The organism is Bremerella cremea, assembly GCF_039541315.1.
Classification (GTDB): Bacteria; Planctomycetota; Planctomycetia; order Pirellulales; family Pirellulaceae; genus Bremerella; species Bremerella cremea.
On sequence record NZ_BAABFZ010000005.1, the window covers coordinates 371,670 to 385,629 of the forward strand.

A 13,960-nucleotide genomic window follows, 5' to 3' on the forward strand; every position below is an offset into this window, starting at 1 on the left:
TCAACGATTAGAACGTGAATGAAATCGATTGCGTTACGGGATCGTCAACACGTTGCCGTCATCGCGATCGACCAGGTTCTTCCACGTTTGCACGTCGAGGGTTTCCGCCAGGAAGTTCACGTGCCCATCCAAGCCCAACGCCATCACACCGCCTGGGTGCGCGGAGATGAGGGGCGAGTTGCACTTTTCGTTGCCCATCGTGGCCGCATCGTAAGTACGGGTACCCAGACCACGAATGACCGTGGTCTCGTTCCAGCAGCGATAGGCGGCTCCGGTCACACTGCCGGCCCCTTTAACCTCTTGCATCGGGCTGGTACCGTGCCAGCCACCATCCTGCCACGAAGCACGAATGTCGTACTTGGTGCCGGACGAGTCGACGACGTAGTCCGCTTGTTCGGCGACGACGATCGTGTTCGAGGTACCGTCGGTACATGCCGACATGTTCAAGGCACGGATACGAATAATCATGCCACCTGCCGAGATCGGCGAGTTGCCGCTGTTCACGTCGGTATCGGTCGACGAGTGATTGTTCGAGCCCGAGATCGCCACGTAGGAAGGCTCGATTTGCTCGGTCGCTCCGGCGCTGTTCGATTCGGTCCAGAACAGTTCCATCGGCGACGAAGGACAAACCATGTAAGGAGGCGCGATGCGATTCAGGACGTCCTTATTGTTCAGCGAGGCCGTGTCGCCACCACCCATCCAGAAGCCACCCTGATTCACCAACAAGCGATCGTACAGATTGCCTTGTTCGCAGAACGGCAGGATGTGAACCCACCAGTTGGCGCTGTGACTTCCCTTGGCGGCCTGAGGTGGCAGCACATTATGAGTGTCGTGATAGTTGTGCAGGGACAAACCGACCTGCTTCATGTTGTTCGAGCAACTCATACGTCGAGCTGCTTCGCGAGCCTGTTGGACGGCGGGCAACAGCAGTGCGATCAACACACCGATGATGGCAATGACCACCAGCAACTCGACGAGCGTAAAGCCACGAGACTTTTTCATGGGGGTGCACTTTCCTAGGTAGGAAGGAGGGGGTGGGAATTCGAAACGGAATGAATTCGGGGGAATCGCACCAGGCACAAAGAAGCGTGCATGAATCCTGATCAACAAGAATCAACGGTTCGGCTTGGCTTGAAATTGGGTAGGTAAGAAATGCCAGCGCGCCCGGAAGGTGGGTGATGGAGGTTGGACGCGTCAGATTTTCTATCTCTGTTCTGGCAAAATTCTAGTGACCCCGCTTCTGGGACTCAATAGAAACCCCGACTCCATTACGAGAACTTACGGGCTAGATCGCGAATATCACGCCATTTTTCTCCCTGTTTTCCATAACCCCCCGACAGGCGATATCCATCGGGGGGGAATGGGGGCAGAAGGTGGCTAATCAATAGCCAGAGCTCCGCAAGCTGCCCGGTCTGCCTAAGTCTCGTCTTCGGCGACCACCACCAGGCGGTCTTCTGGCCCGAGCGTCCAGCGGGTGTTCTTCTCTGGGATCAACTTTACCCCGAAGTTCTGCTGCATGTCGGTCTCCATTGCCTGGATTTTGACACCGATACAGACTTCGTTGCGCTGCTGTGCGATCGCCATCATATCGGCGAACGAGACTTCGATCGGGAACGAGGTGAAGTAAAGCCGAGCCGGCTTCAGGTAGATCTCGGAACCATCTTCGGAGAACAAGTCGTCATAGACCGCTTTGATACTCGCTTCTTCGCTGATTTGGGCGAGGATCGTACTGACGAACCGATTGGAAATGATGAAGTCGTGCACGCCGGCTCGGGCCACCAGTTCCTGGTTATCGGAGTCCATCACCTCGGTGATGATTTTGGTCTTGGTGATGTCGATGTCGGGGCCGGCCTCTGAGAAGATTCGCCGCAGCAGGATCAGAATGACAATCGTTTCTGAATCAGATGTTTCGGAATCCGCTTCCTGATCGCCAGAACTGAGGATAATGATGTTGTCGTAGTGAAACGGCTGCAGCGCTGTCAGCGAAGGAATATCAGTCGGGTTCGACTCGATCAACTGAATCGTCAGGTTCTCCAGCGACTCGTTCAACTGAGCGACCGTCTGCCGAACGTAATCGGTTGGCTCACGCATCATGATGTCGATCTGCGAGCCCGCTTGGACGTAGTCGGCATACTCGCGGACGATCAGCGGAACCTTCTCGTTCCAACCGATGAGCAGTTCGCGTTCGATCGATGGCTCGCTCTTGCGCCCTTCGGCCAGCGGTAATGTTTGCGGCACCGCGACCGGCTCGGATCGAAATTCGATGGTCGAGTCATCTTCGGCCAGAATCAGAATGTCGTCATCCTTCTGCAGCATCAGGCCGCTTTCTGGATTGATCACCACGGTTCCATCCGCATGCCGCAATCCAATCGGGACGCCATCAGGAAAGTGATAGATCGCTTTGCCGAACGCGATTCCGCTCCAATCGGCCTGGTGAAAGTAAAGTTCGCATCCGTCGAACGACAGCACCTCGGCATACACCACGCTCAGTCCGAGGGAACGGCTGGTTTGCACCAACAGCTTCGCCAAGATCTCTTGCCCGTCGATCGCGGTCACCTCCGGTGAGATTTCCTCGGCGATCTCGCGGCTGCGCTGCTGGAACAGTTCGACCACGATGTTGAGCTCGGTTCCCTCTTCCTTCGAGGCAACCACTCCGAGAATCGTCTTAATCGTGCGGATATCGCTGGCCGCTTTTTCCGCTTCGTTGGCAGACTCGCCGCACGATGCCAGGATGACGACGCTTTTGCTCGTCGGCAACGACACGATTTCCAGGTTATGCTTGGCGGAAGGCTTGCCCGACCGGGTCACGATTCGAGTCGTTTGTCGGTCCGTAACATGGACCTTCAAATAGTCGTCCATCTCTTCCTTGGGAAGATCGGCGAGAATCACCACGCAGGCATCGTCTTCACTTTCGTTGGCAATGATCAACTCGCGAAGGATCTCTGGCACGCGGTGGTTCCAGCCGAGAATCAACGTATGATCTGACTCGATTACGCGTGAGAACCCTTTCCGCAGCTCTGACAATTTTTGATCGAGAGCGGTCGTGATGAACGCGATCAGCATCGACAAGATGATTACCCCAGCCAGGCCGGCCAGCACGCCAGAGACCTTGAACAGCGGCGAAGCGAACTTATCCTGGTTCATGTTCCCGGGGTCGGTCAGTTCCAGAAAGATGATGTAGGACTGCCCCAGAAACGAATCGTGCGTTTCGTGCGAGACACCCTTCGGATGCATGAGCATGCTCACGCCGCGCAGGCCAGCCAGCAATCCGAACAGCACCAGAAACACGACCACCAGGCTGAAGAAGATCGATCGCCCTCCTTTGGAGATGAACGTATCGAACTTGTACCTCAGGCGCTCACGCAAAGTGGGTGTAGTCACGGCGATTCCTCACAGGAGCAAGACGTTTCAGCTGGTGCGGCAACAAGGTTGCGAGACGAGATCATCGCGCGAAAGATACCTTTCCGCGATCCGTTCGACAGGCAGTCTTATAACCGACTGCTGATGCCGAAACCAGCATTTTCCTGCGGGAATTGACAGAGTCTTACGGCGAGAGGATTTCCCTGTTTTCGCCTTGATTTCCGTTGGCTAGCCGCGTGAAGATTGGGCGTTTCCAGCCGCTGCCGGAAACGCCTGAGGTTTTGGCCAAGTCGGAGCTAGACGGCCGACTCCAATGCTGGATAGTCGGTATAGCCAACCGGTCCCGGCGAGTAGTAAGTGTCCGGGTTGGGCTCGTTCAGCGAGGCATCCTGCATCAACCGCTGCGGCAAGTCAGGATTGGCAATGAACTTCTGCCCGAACGCGATCGCGTCGGCTTCGCCACGCTCCAGACAAGCAATCGCCGTGTCTCGATCGTAACCACCATTGGCAATGAAGACGCCGTCGTACAACTTACGAATCTCAGGCGTGACTCGCGGTGCATCCGGATTGTAGATCCGACCTGGGCGAATCGATTCCGCCACATGCAAGTAAGCGAGACCCAGCGGATTCAAAACTTCCGCGACGTAGCGAAACAGCGAGATCGGATCGCTGTCGAACATGCCGGTTCCGTTCATCGTCGGGCTGATTCGCAGGCCAGTTCGATCGGCCGACCAAGCATCGGTTACCGCTTCGATCACTTCCAGCAGAAAGCGAGTCCGGTTCTCTTTCGATCCGCCATACTCGTCGGTGCGTTGATTGGAACCGTCACGCAGAAACTCGTCGATTAAGTAACCGTTGGCACCATGGATCTCGACCCCATCGAAGCCTGCGTCACGGGCACGTCGCGTTGCGGTGGCGTAGTCTTCGACGATCTTACGAATCTCGGGCTTGGTCAGCTCGTGAGGCACGACATAGGGCTTCTTTCCGGTCGGCGTATGAGCTTCGCCGGCGGCCAGAATTGGGCTTGGTCCAACTGGCAACTTGCCATCTTGATAGTCAGGATGCGAAACCCGCCCCATGTGCCAAAGCTGCACGACCATTCGACCGCCGGCGTTGTGCACCGCATCGGTAACCTTCCGCCAGCCGGCGACCTGGTCGTCGGAGTAGATCGCTGGAGCACCATGCCAACCGAAACCTTGCGGGCTGATCGCCGTCGCTTCCGAGATAATCAGCGCCGCACTGGCCCGCTGGGTGTAGTACTCGGCCATCAGATCATTCGGAATCCGATCGGTGGCCCGGGCACGCGTGAGAGGAGACATCAGAATCCGATGAGGCATCTGAAACGCCCCGGCCTGAAGCGGTTGAAACAGGACGTCATCGTCGTGGGTCGACATCGGCAGCGTCTCCAGTTTAGAGATGGAAAGAGCGAGCGAAGCCGAATTCTAGGCAGCATCCCACAAGTCGGCCACCCCTTGCGTTGTCTAGTGTCGGCCCTCCACATAATTGGTCATCTGATATGCAAAACGATCACGTAGAAAATGAGAAGCTTTCTGCCAGAACGTTTGCCTTCACGCAAACTTCTTGGGGGGAATTGTTCCTTAGCGAGCGAACAACCAGCCTCGAAACGAAATCGATCCAGCCCACCGAGCTGGATCGATCTTTTTGTTTTCAATCGTGATGTCGATCGTGCTTAGACGATCGCGGCGAAACCAGCGTAGAACGCGGCTTCCACTTCTGTCTGGGTGATGGTACCCACAACAAATACACGAACGCTCATCACGGTGACGTCGTTATCGTCTTTCAGCGTGAAGGTAGCGAACGAACCGCGTTGTTCCAGCTCTTCGGCACTCGCAGTGAACTTCACCTTTTCGTCGGTCTGGGTTCCCCAGCTAATGGTCGAGTACGCGCTGCTGAAGCCCTCGAACAGCAAGCTATCGCCATCGGCGAAGTCAAGGATCGTGTCGACGTCCTTTCCGTTGGACGATGCTTCGTCTGCTTTGAAGACAAACGTATCTTTGCCGCCGTCACCCTTCAGGATGTCGTTACCTTGGCCACCGTTCAGAATGTCGGCACCGGCACCACCGCGGATCTTGTCGTTGCCGGTTCCGCCATCGAGTTCATCGCGACCACCGCCACCCGACAGTTCGTCAGCGCCGCCGTCGCCGTAAAGATCATCGCCACCGTTGCCACCGACCAGGGTGTCGTTGCCGTTCTTACCTGACAATTCGTCGGCACCCCAACCGCCATCGAGCAGGTCGTTGCCGTCGCCACCATTCAGGATGTCGTCACCGCTTTCGCCGTACAGCAGGTCGTCGCCAGCCTGACCGAACAAGATGTCGTTGTCGGCACCGCCGTGGATCTCGTCGTTGCCGTCGCCACCGTACAGCTTGTCGTCGCCCGTGTTGCCCAGCAGGAAGTCGTCCCCTTCGTCGCCGTAGATGCGATCGTCACCGCTGTCGCCGGCAATGATGTCGTTGCCTTCGTCACCGTATAGGACGTCGTCACCAGCGCCGCCGCCAATGCGATCGTCACCGTAGTTGCCGTTGATCTTGTCGTCGCCGTCATTGCCATAAAGCATGTCAGCTCCACCGCCACCCGAGATAGTGTCGTTCCCTTCACCACCGTAGATCGTATCGGCGCTGCCTTCGCCGTAGAGGAGGTCGTTGCCTTTGTCACCATAGATGGTGTCCGAGCCTGCACCGCCGTGGACTTCATCGTCGTCACCACCGCCCCAGATCGTATCCGCACCGCCACCCCCGGCGATGAAGTCGTCGCCAGGTCCACCCAGCAGTACGTCACCTCCGTTGAGGCCGTAGATCGTGTCGTCGCCGCCATTGCCAGCGATTTGATCGGCATCGTCGGTGCCGGTAAGTGTGTCGTTGTCAGGACCACCGTTGACCGAGAGCATCGCCCGTTCTTCGAGCTGATAGCCCGCGGCGACGCCACCCGTGACGCGGCTTTTCCGTTTCGATTTGGAAGCCCCACGATTGGCCTGAATGAACTTCTTTAACATTGCGCTAAACGACGATTTCATGCTCTGTTCCTAACTGAAGCTGGCGGTCGACACGTTGTTTGCCTCTCGGGCTGGAAGCCCCGCCGAAATGACCACATCATCCGACACAACCGTTACAACCTAACGGTGGTGTTTCTACCGGCAGCGAGTATGATTCGTCAACTAACGAAAAGCTTTGAAATCGTCGTAACCTCCTCCCATGCCAACTCTTCATACGTGGCATACCTGATCTAAATTTGACCACACCCATCCATCAGCGAGAATCTGACCTGCCTTAGACCGAACGCTGCGGCTCCATTAACCCCTAGATTTGGCCAACACCTCCCACCCGGCCCAAACTAAGCGACTTAAACGAATCTGGTGAAAGATAAATAAATAGATTCTCCAAGGTTTTGAGTATCTCTACCTAGTCTTCGCAAAGCCCGTTTCTTCTGAAATTGAGATCGTTTGGAGCGTCACTCGTGATAAGACATAGCACCAGCTCTCGCCCCGACGGCATTCAACTCCTTCATCGCCTTGGGAAAACATACCGTCACGTGGATGCCGGTTTCGCGTGATGTTCTCACTGGCACACCCTCACCGGATTGCGCCGCTTAAGGACGAGCCTGTTTGAACCTCCGCACGCAGGTCGCCTTTGCCCCTCGGTTAGATTCATTGACCACTGCATGTTATCCGTGAACATCTTTTCCCGATTGATTGCACGTGTGACACGCTCTTGCGGTGTTGGCCTGACTGGCTGTGTTTACATTTGTTGGTAGGCCGTCCACTTCTGGACAAGACTTTCCAGATCCTGCTGCGACCGGGGGCGATACCCCTGGCGGTGCGATCGTCGGCGAGTACAGCTCTTCGCTGGGGGGAACCCATTTTCCACGCGCATCCGTTTCACATCGCACGGAAGGGAGCTGGCCACGCGCATTCGTTCACCGACTTTCGACTCTGCCGTTCCCCTACTGCCGAACGATTAAGGGCGTTTCACCGCAGTCGCTTGGCATCGTTCGACACGGTCGGTCTATTCGAACTGCGCGGCAACACCTGTTTCGCGGTCGCCCCCAACCTACATTGGCAACAACATCCAACTCCATAGGATCGGTGACGGGGTGAGAACGTGATGGGCCGGGAGCAGCTGCCGACCTGCTTAATTTCGGCAGGCCCCGGTTAGAGTCAGAACTGGTTGTCCGCTATAACATAAGGACCAGTTTCCCCTACGAATCTTGCCCTGAGGAACCGCCCTTATGTCGCGCACGAAAAGTCACGAGATTTTTGCCCGAGCCAAGCATTTGATGCCAGGCGGGGTCAACAGTCCGGCCCGTGCTTTCGGGGCGGTCGGTGGCGAACCCATCGTGTTCGAGCGTGGCGAAGGGGCTTATCTCTACGACGTCGATGGCAATCGCTACATCGATTACATCGGCTCGTGGGGCCCGATGATCCTAGGGCATCTGCATCCAGTCGTGAAAGAGGCTCTGCATGCCGCCGTCGATCAAGGAACCAGCTTTGGGGCTCCAACCGAACGCGAGAACACGCTCGCCGAGCTGATCATCGACATCGTTCCTTCGGTCGAACGGGTGCGTCTGGTCAACAGCGGCACCGAAGCGACCATGAGCGCCATCCGACTGGCGCGCGGCTTCACCGGTCGCAGTAAGATCGTCAAGTTTGCCGGTAACTATCATGGCCACGTCGATAGCCTGTTGGTGGCGGCCGGCAGCGCGGCAGCCACGCTTGGCGTACCGAATTCGCCGGGGGTTACGCCTGGCACGGCTCAAGACACGATCGTTCTTCCGTACAACGATACCCAGGCCCTGACCCAGCTATTCGAGACCCACAAAGAAGAGATCGCCGGCGTGATCTTCGAACCGGTTGTCGGCAACATGGGCTGTGTGCCGCCGGCCAAGGGTTTCCTGGAAACCATGCGTGAGCTGTGCACCCACTACGGTGCCGTCATGATCATGGACGAAGTGATGAGCGGATTCCGCGTGGCGATGGGTGGGGCCCAGCAACTGTTTGGCATTACGCCCGATCTGACCACGATGGGCAAGATTGTCGGCGGTGGTCTGCCGATCGGTGCCTATGGCGGTCGAGCCGATATCATGGGGCACATTCTTCCCGCCGGCGAAGTCTTCCAGGCCGGTACCCTAAGCGGCAACCCGCTGGCAACCGCGGCCGGTATCGCCACGCTCAAGACGCTGAAAGAAACGAATCCTTATCCCGAGCTCGACGCGAAAACGAAGCGTCTGGAAGAAGGCCTCTTGGCGGCTGCCAGCTCGGCAGGAATTCCGACCGTGTCTGGACGGGTCGGCAGCATGTTGACGATCTTCTTCCACAACGAACCCGTTCTGAACTGGGACATCGCCGCCCAGTGTGATACCGCAGCCTACGGTCGCTTCTTCTGGCAACTGATCGAACGAGGCGTCTATTTCCCCTGCAGCCAGTACGAAGCCCTTTTTGTTTCGGCGGCGCATACGGACGAAGACATCACGGCCACGATCAGCGCGGCGAAAGAAGCGTTCAAGGCGTTGTAGAAGTCGCCCGCGCGGCTGGATGAAGGTAAGCAGGGAAACGAGCATGTTTCCCTGCGAAGGATTAAAGCCAGCTTACGCTTCGGCCTCCAGCTTTTCTTCGGCAGCACTCTTGCGATAGTACTTTGGATTCAAGCTCCAGAAGTCATCCGACCTGCCAGCCAGGAAGTCGGAGATTCCCACGCGTCCCACCGCTTCTCCGGTGGGTGCCCAGTAGTTCTCGTCCACAACGCGAACGCCTTCCGGCACCAACTGATGCTTGTTGCGGAGGCCTGGCCCGGTGATCGATTCGCCAGCGACCAACGACTTCATCAGGGCTTCCTGATCGATGATCTCGGTTTCCAACACTTCCAGGCACTTGCCCTGGTCGTTGCATTCGTAGATGGCGTGGAAGAACTGGTTCCGCTGAGCATCCATGACCACGTGCAGCCGCGAGACCTGTTCGTTGCAGCGAGCCGCGATGGCGCGAAGCGAATTGACTCCAACCGTCGTTGCACCGGCCACATACGCAATCGTCTTGGCGGTCATCACCCCGATTCGGAGACCGGTAAACGAACCAGGCCCCTGAGAAACGATCACCAACTGCAAATCGGTTGGTTTCCAACCTACCTCGGCGACCAAATCCCGCAGCAGGGGTGTTATGGCCTGCGTAGTCGGCATGTTCGGATCGAACCACTGGGCAAGCAGCAATTCGGAGCCTTGAAAGAGGGCCAACGAACTTTGCCGGGTCGATGTATCGAGTGCAAGCGTCTTCAAGAATTCGATTCCTGGACACGAACAATGGGGTGAGGAGAGTCACCTACCCGCCATAACGGAAGTAGTGACTGACGCACGATTTGGCCGATCTTACCCGAACTCAGCGTTCGGTTCGAGTTGGCAGGCAGCGTCTCTGCCCCAAGATGCCCATTGTCATTGTTTTTGGGTTATCTTGACCGTAGGGTTGCTTCAACCTAAATTTATATCCTATATCAGGTTGCGACTGCTTCCCTCGATACGGATCCGTAGCGTGACGAAAGTGCCAGTCTTTCGATCGTGTGCTGCGAGATCGACCCCAGACCCATAGACTCGGAAAGGTAGTCGGGCGTGAAACGTGCCCTAATCAGCGACATCCACGGAAACTTGGAAGCCTTAAACGCGGTCTTGGACGACATTCGACAGCAAGGGATCAGCGAGATCTATTGCCTGGGCGATGTCATCGGCTATGGGCCGAACCCCGTCGAATGCCTCGACATGGTGCGACGCAAATGTGCCATGTGCCTATTGGGGAACCACGATCAAGCCGCTCTGTTTGATCCTGAAGGCTTCAATCCGGTAGCTTTCCGAGCCATTCTTTGGACCCGCGACCAGATCGACAATTCGACCGGCGGCGCCGCAGCTGTGAACGAACGCTGGGACTTCCTGGGGGAACTGCCTCGCACGCACGTCGAACCGACGCGCCTGTTTGTGCATGGTTCGCCTCGAGATCCAACCAACGAATATGTTTTCCCGGAAGATGTCTATAATCAACGGAAGATGGAAAACCTTTTCGACCGCGTCGAGAAATTCAGCTTCCAGGGTCACACGCATATTCCTGGCGTTTTCACGCCAAGCCTCGAGTTCTTTGGCCCGGACGAGTGCGACCACGAATACCGATTTGGCGACGAGAAAGCGTTGTTCAACGTCGGTAGCGTTGGCCAGCCTCGCGATGGCGATCCTCGCGCTTGCTACGTGATCCTGACCGACGAGTCGGTCGTGTTCCGTCGCGTCGACTACGATTCGAGCGTTACTGCCAAGAAGATTTACGACACACCTCAGCTAGATAACATGCTGGGTGACCGTCTGCGGGATGGTCGTTAACAACCACGCCGCGGCTATCCGCCTCCCGCATTGCAAGAGATCGAGCCCACGATGAAAACGGCTGTTGTCAGCGACATTCACGGCAACCTGGAAGCACTTACCGCGGTGCTGGCCGATATCGAGTCGCAGCAGGTCGATCGGATTTATTGCCTGGGCGATGTCGTCGGGTATGGTCCGAATCCTCGCGAATGCGTCGACATCGTTCGCAGTTTCGATCTCTGCATCCTGGGCAATCACGATCAAGCTGCCCTCTTCGACCCCGAAGGTTTCAGCCAAGGGGCCGAACAGGCGATCTTCTGGACCCGTCGCCAATTGGAAACGGGCGGATCGCAGGAAGAAGCACTCAGCCGGTGGCATTTCCTCTGCGGACTGCCTCGCACCCATCAAGAAGAACGACGGTTGTTCGTCCATGGCTCGGCCCGCAATCCGCTGAGCGAGTATGTCTTCCCGGAAGATATCTACAATCCGAAGAAGCTCGAGAAGATCTTCTCGCTGATTCCGAATGTCTGCTTCCAGGGACACACCCACGTTCCAGGCGTGTTTTACGAATCGGCTCAGTTCGTCAGCCCGAAAGACTTCGAAAACTCGACGTATTATTTCAATGGCGAGAAAGCGATGATCAACGTTGGCAGTGTTGGCCAGCCACGCGATGGCGACCCACGCAGCTGTTATGTGATCGTCGACGAGAAGTCGGTCACGTTCCGCCGCGTTGAGTACGATCAAAACATCACGGCCGACAAAATTCGAGGCATCGACGACCTTGACGACGGCCAGGGCGAGCGACTCTTCGAAGGGCACTAAGGCCTCTTCCCTTCCCTAAACATTGCTCTCGCCACAACTCTTGCCGGAGGTTCTTCCCTCCGACCTTAGTGCCGCCTCTAAGGTGATCCTTGGCTCAGCCAAGATTTTCACGGATTCCTGGCAAAATTCCGTAACCCCTTCGCGGCGATCGCTATTCGCCCATACCTCAAGCCTCTTTTCCTAGCGTTTTTCCACCTCAGGAAACGCGTTACTTCTCTCGAGAAGGAGTCCTCATCCATGCATACGTTCAAGCGTTTGCAACCCAATCGTTCTGGTTTTACGTTGGTGGAGCTTCTGGTGGTGATCGCCATTATTGGTGTGCTGATCGCCCTGCTCTTGCCCGCCGTTCAGCAAGCGCGCGAAGCTGCGCGCCGCATGCAGTGCACCAACCAATTGAAGCAGCTAGGCCTCGCCTGCCACAACTTCCACGATACCTTCGGCAAGTTTCCTGGCGGATCGCACCAAGATGCCTTCGCCGATCGAACTCGCACCAATCCAGACGAATATCACCACGACGACCGTGGCCGCTGGAGCTACCTGACCGTATTGCTTCCGTTCATCGAACAACAAGCCATGTACGATCAATTGACGTCGACGCACGTCGGGTCGGAATATCCCTGGAATGGCACCACACTGCTACGAAACCAGATTCCAACCATTCTCTGCCCATCCGATGGCAACGGCAGCAAAGGGGCCAACGATCAAGGTCGCAACAGCTACCACGTCAATCGTGGTGACTATTGGAACAACTGGGATTGGTGGGAATGTCGCGGCGTGTTTGGTAACCAGTACCGCGTGACCAAGAAGTTCAGCAGCCTCACCGATGGCTCGAGCAACACGATGATGATCTCAGAAATGCGAATCGGCGTGCCGAACAGCACCAAGATCGGCCAGAACGTTGCCAATGGTGTCGGTCACAGCAACGGTGCCGCCCCAAGTGTGTGTGCTGCCCGCAAAGGTCCCAATGGCTCGCTGACCGGTTCGGTCTATACCCGTGGCGATAACGAACTGCCTGGCTGGCGTTGGTCGGATGCCCATACGGTCTTCACGCAGTGGCACGTCGTCCTTCCGCCGAACTCTCCTTCGTGCTCCAACGACAGCGGCGGAACGATCGATCACGAATTGATGACCGCCAGCAGCTACCACCCAGGCGGCGTGAACGTGGTCTTCGCCGACGGTGCGGTGAAGTTTGTTCCCGATACAATCGACACCGGCAATCTGACCGCAGCCGAGTCGGACATCCTTTCCTCGAATCCGCAGGCCTATGCTGGTGCTTCGCTTCGTGGTGTCTGGGGGGCCCTGGGAACGAGCTCCGGTGGTGAAGTTGCCAAAACCCCTTAGTTCATAACCTGCCAGTTTATCCTCGCCTCGGCAGGGGAGCCGAGGCGCTACTTCATTTACCCCAATCTTGGTGCGCATATGTCTCAACACCTTCTTCGCACGAGTCTTCTCGTCCTGCTCGTCGGCCTGGTCGGCTGTGGCAGTGGCAATAACCTCAATACACAACTGGTCGAAGGGGTCGTTACCCTGGATGGTCAAACGGTCGACGGAGCCACCGTCGAGTTCCTTCCCGCCGAGAATGGCGAGGGCCTGGCAGCCTCTGGATTTACGGACAATGCCGGAAAGTTTACGCTCACAGTGTTGAATCCCCCGGAAGAAAATCAGGTCGAAGTCGGCAGCGGAACGACGCCCGGGCAGTACCAGGTCACGGTACGGAAGGCGATTGTGGCCCCCACGCCCGAGTCTTCGTCGCGACAAACGATGGGCAAGAAGACCTATATCGTTCCGCAGAAGTACGAAACGGTTCGCACGTCAGGTCTAACCGCGACGGTGACCGAGGGCAGCAACAACATCCAGCTCGACCTTCAATCCAAATAAGCGATTTGATCCTTCGAATGCCGGCCCAAGCGCAGGAATCGCCATGACCGATTCCGCCGAATTTATCCAGCTCCTGACTTCGCACCAAAGCCGCCTGTACGCATACATCCTCTCGCTGGTCTTCGACCGCAACGAAGCCGACGATGTGCTGCAGCAGACGAACGTGGTTTTGTGGCGAAGCGCTAACGATTTCGACCTGGGGACGAACTTCGTCGCCTGGTCGTTTCGTATTGCCTATTACCAGGTTTTGGCCCATCGCAAACGGCAGCAGCGAGACAAATTGATCTTCGACGACGACATGTTGTCCGAGATCGCCCATGTCGCGTCAGAAAGTGATCAGACGTTTCTCGTGCGGCAACGCTTGATGCGGGACTGCATACAGAAGCTGAACGAACGACAACGGGATGTGATTCAAAGGCGCTACCGCCGAGGTGCCACGCTGGAATTGATCGCGGAAGAAACGCAGCGAAAAGTAAACGCTGTCAAACAGATTCTCTTTCGAGCTCGTGAGAATCTGATTCGTTGCGTCCGAGCTGGATTATCGGAGAATGCCTAAGCC

At 56.7% G+C, this 13,960-nt stretch carries 11 protein-coding genes; 6 read left to right on the plus strand and 5 right to left on the minus strand.

From position 1 onward, the window contains the following. Positions 1-33: 33 nt before the first annotated feature. The 4 genes from ABD890_RS18475 to ABD890_RS18490 form a co-directional block, all read right to left on the minus strand. The gene (locus tag ABD890_RS18475) at positions 34-1,002 is read right to left on the minus strand and encodes a DUF1559 family PulG-like putative transporter (RefSeq protein WP_345093173.1); all 969 of its coding nucleotides are present in this window, start codon (positions 1,000-1,002) and stop codon (positions 34-36) included. Between the two features lie 414 nt (positions 1,003-1,416). Then, positions 1,417-3,381, minus strand: a complete 1,965-nt coding sequence (locus ABD890_RS18480) for a CASTOR/POLLUX-related putative ion channel (RefSeq protein WP_345093176.1) — start codon at positions 3,379-3,381, stop codon at positions 1,417-1,419. 275 nt (positions 3,382-3,656) lie between these two features. Beyond that, complete coding sequence (locus tag ABD890_RS18485) at positions 3,657-4,754, minus strand: alkene reductase (RefSeq protein WP_345093179.1); 1,098 nt, start codon at positions 4,752-4,754, stop codon at positions 3,657-3,659. A 296-nt stretch (positions 4,755-5,050) separates the two neighbouring features. Next, positions 5,051-6,394, minus strand: coding sequence for a calcium-binding protein (locus ABD890_RS18490; RefSeq protein WP_345093182.1), 1,344 nt, complete (start codon positions 6,392-6,394; stop codon positions 5,051-5,053). 1,211 nt (positions 6,395-7,605) lie between these two features. Between ABD890_RS18490 and hemL the strand changes: the two genes are divergently transcribed. Then, positions 7,606-8,889, plus strand: a complete 1,284-nt coding sequence (gene hemL / locus ABD890_RS18495) for a glutamate-1-semialdehyde 2,1-aminomutase (protein ID WP_345093184.1) — start codon at positions 7,606-7,608, stop codon at positions 8,887-8,889. Between the two features lie 72 nt (positions 8,890-8,961). Here the strand turns inward: hemL and tsaB are convergent, their stop codons facing one another. Continuing rightward, positions 8,962-9,642, minus strand: coding sequence for a tRNA (adenosine(37)-N6)-threonylcarbamoyltransferase complex dimerization subunit type 1 TsaB (tsaB, locus tag ABD890_RS18500; protein ID WP_345093187.1), 681 nt, complete (start codon positions 9,640-9,642; stop codon positions 8,962-8,964). A gap of 327 nt (positions 9,643-9,969) precedes the next feature. Here tsaB and ABD890_RS18505 point away from each other — a divergent pair, with 327 nt between their 5' ends. From ABD890_RS18505 to ABD890_RS18525, 5 genes are all read left to right on the plus strand, one after another. Next, entirely contained in the window at positions 9,970-10,722 is a 753-nt protein-coding gene (locus tag ABD890_RS18505; RefSeq protein WP_345093190.1) for a metallophosphoesterase family protein, read from the plus strand. A 51-nt stretch (positions 10,723-10,773) separates the two neighbouring features. Further along, entirely contained in the window at positions 10,774-11,523 is a 750-nt protein-coding gene (locus ABD890_RS18510; protein WP_345093193.1) for a metallophosphoesterase family protein, read from the plus strand. A gap of 237 nt (positions 11,524-11,760) precedes the next feature. Beyond that, positions 11,761-12,864: a DUF1559 family PulG-like putative transporter gene (locus ABD890_RS18515; RefSeq protein WP_345093196.1), complete on the plus strand. Its 1,104-nt coding sequence runs from the start codon at positions 11,761-11,763 to the stop codon at positions 12,862-12,864. A gap of 78 nt (positions 12,865-12,942) precedes the next feature. Further along, on the plus strand, positions 12,943-13,401 hold the full coding sequence (locus ABD890_RS18520) for a hypothetical protein (RefSeq protein ID WP_345093199.1): 459 nt from the start codon (positions 12,943-12,945) through the stop codon (positions 13,399-13,401). Between the two features lie 43 nt (positions 13,402-13,444). Continuing rightward, positions 13,445-13,957, plus strand: a complete 513-nt coding sequence (locus tag ABD890_RS18525; protein WP_345093202.1) for a sigma-70 family RNA polymerase sigma factor — start codon at positions 13,445-13,447, stop codon at positions 13,955-13,957. The last annotated feature ends 3 nt before the right edge of the window (positions 13,958-13,960 follow it).

Bases quoted from the DNA above. Each gene is read 5' to 3' on its own strand.
- ABD890_RS18510 (WP_345093193.1), top strand. From the start codon at position 10,774: ATGAAAACGGCTGTTGTCAGCGACATTCACGGCAACCTGGAAGCACTT.
- ABD890_RS18490 (WP_345093182.1), bottom strand. From the start codon at position 6,394: ATGAAATCGTCGTTTAGCGCAATGTTAAAGAAGTTCATTCAGGCCAAT.
- ABD890_RS18475 (WP_345093173.1), bottom strand. From the start codon at position 1,002: ATGAAAAAGTCTCGTGGCTTTACGCTCGTCGAGTTGCTGGTGGTCATT.
- hemL (WP_345093184.1), top strand. From the start codon at position 7,606: ATGTCGCGCACGAAAAGTCACGAGATTTTTGCCCGAGCCAAGCATTTG.
- ABD890_RS18520 (WP_345093199.1), top strand. From the start codon at position 12,943: ATGTCTCAACACCTTCTTCGCACGAGTCTTCTCGTCCTGCTCGTCGGC.
- ABD890_RS18515 (WP_345093196.1), top strand. From the start codon at position 11,761: ATGCATACGTTCAAGCGTTTGCAACCCAATCGTTCTGGTTTTACGTTG.
- ABD890_RS18525 (WP_345093202.1), top strand. From the start codon at position 13,445: ATGACCGATTCCGCCGAATTTATCCAGCTCCTGACTTCGCACCAAAGC.
- ABD890_RS18485 (WP_345093179.1), bottom strand. From the start codon at position 4,754: ATGTCGACCCACGACGATGACGTCCTGTTTCAACCGCTTCAGGCCGGG.